The 1,901-nt window shown below is 44.7% G+C and carries 2 protein-coding genes and 1 pseudogene; 1 reads left to right on the top strand and 2 read right to left on the bottom strand.

Annotated elements, in window-relative coordinates:
* The first annotated feature begins 272 nt into the window (after positions 1–272).
* On the top strand, positions 273–1,349 hold the full coding sequence (gene xerS, locus AC1DWB_RS34405) for a tyrosine recombinase XerS (RefSeq protein ID WP_477545566.1): 1,077 nt from the start codon (positions 273–275) through the stop codon (positions 1,347–1,349).
* Positions 1,350–1,356: 7 nt separating this feature from the next.
* Here the strand turns inward: xerS and AC1DWB_RS34400 are convergent, their stop codons facing one another.
* Positions 1,357–1,647, bottom strand: coding sequence for a hypothetical protein (locus tag AC1DWB_RS34400; RefSeq protein ID WP_477545567.1), 291 nt, complete (start codon positions 1,645–1,647; stop codon positions 1,357–1,359).
* Positions 1,544–1,901 (bottom strand): annotated as a pseudogene (locus AC1DWB_RS34395) (IS91 family transposase); the annotation flags it as partial. The gene AC1DWB_RS34400 and the pseudogene AC1DWB_RS34395, both read right to left, overlap by 104 nt.

Genomic DNA, 1,901 nt, shown 5'->3' with positions numbered 1-1,901 from the left:
CTTCTATCGTTATGCTTTGGCTCTTTGTTAAGTGGAAAAACATAGTGTGATATAATGAAATCATCATTCAGAATACTTAACCGCGAAAGCCCTTATACAGACAAAAGGAAGTTCAAACAAAATGTTAGAGCTAAAAGGGTCCCCGCAAAGTTTATGGGGTAAAACTTAGTGGAATGAGGAATCCACACCTCTTGAGGATTTTAAATAAGCAACGCAAAATATGATTACATAATAAACGCTATGTTAACCATCAATAAGTCGAGGTGATACTAATTAACGTCATTAAACAAAAAGACCGCCAAGAATTAGACAAGAAAGTACCTTCGATGCCATGGTATGTGGAGAAATTCATTAACTACAAGCTGCCGGATCTCTCCCCCTCCTCTCTATTGGAATATGTGCGTGATTACGAGGCATTCTTCTCCTGGTTGCTTGCCGAAGGCTTGAGCGATGCTTCCTCCTATAGCGGCATTCCGATTGAGATTCTGGAGAAGCTTCGTATGGACGACATTGACCATTACAAAATGTTCCTGCTAACCAAAAAAGAAAATGCCAATACGAGAACGACGATCTCTCGAAAGCTGTCCTCTCTCCGTTCCTTGTTCCATTATTTGAGCCAAATTGCTGAGGATGATGATTTCTATCCCCTACTGAAGCGAAATGTGATGGCCAAGGTTGAGATCAAGCGCACACATAAACCGAAAGATTCTGCGGCCAAGCTGGAAGGCAAGCTGCTGCAGGAAAGTGAAATCGTAGAGTTTATCGACTATGTGAAGGTTGGCTATTCACAAACTGTCATCCGTAACAAGCAGGCTGTATATTCGTATGAACAAAATCGGGTGCGCGATATATGTCTCGTCAGTCTCATCTTGAACTCCGGATTACGCGTATCGGAAGTCGTGAACTTGAACATCGAAGACATCGATCTCAAGAAGAAACTCGTTTATGTATATCGCAAAGGCAAAAATGACGAGACGTTCAAAACGCCAGTCTATTACCGTCAAGAAGCGATTTCGGAGCTCCAGGCTTATCTGGAAATTCGCTCACTGCGTTATGCACCCGACAAACGGGAAAAAGCCTTATTCTTAGCCGTGGCGAACGGCTCGAAAGAAGGCAAGCGTATGACCAAGCGGGCGATTCAGGAGATGGTGATCAAATATGCCAAGTATTTCGGCAAGCCGTACTTATCTGTTCATAAGCTAAGGCATTCGTTCGCCACCGACTACTATTTGCAAAATGATTTGTACAAAACACAGGAGCAGCTTGGGCACGCCTCGCCGGAGACAACACAAATCTACGCGCATCTGACAGACAAGACGATGTCTGAGGCTATCGATAAACGGGATTAGAGTCCAATCAGTTAAGAAAAACCGTCCGGTTCCCGGACGGTCCTTGGTCGTTGCATTCAATTAGCACGTGAAGCGGGCAGGCAATGCCCCTCTTTTGAGCTATTTTCGAACAAGACGTTACGTTCTCCGTACGCTCCGTGTCCGGTTTTGCAGGTCGTACATCTTCTATCCGGTATTCATATCCATGCACACCTTCATAGTTCACTTTTTGCTTGTCGAGCAGGTAGTTGCTCAGGGCGCACTTCGGCTTTTTCTTCTTTTTCTTCTCGGGTATTCGTTTCTTGGACACCGGTGACATCTTCTATCATCCTTTCTAAGACAGCTCATCTTCTCGTGCATACTGCCACTTTTACGACAAGTCGTCCGTCTTCCAGAAAGACTTCTCCCTTGTATTCATAATAACATCCACACTTTGGACAGGTCATCGGGTCTTGACCTGTCTTTTCCTTAAGCGCTCACTCCATGTTCTTCACTTCAGGATCCTGGTTGCTCGGACGATCCACTTCCGTGCCGTCTTCTGCCATTGATTCACCATTTCCTCAAATGTTGAAT

This window comes from Paenibacillus sp. P4_E11 (assembly GCF_056401635.1).
This window is presented reverse-complemented; position numbering and strand designations above follow the sequence as displayed.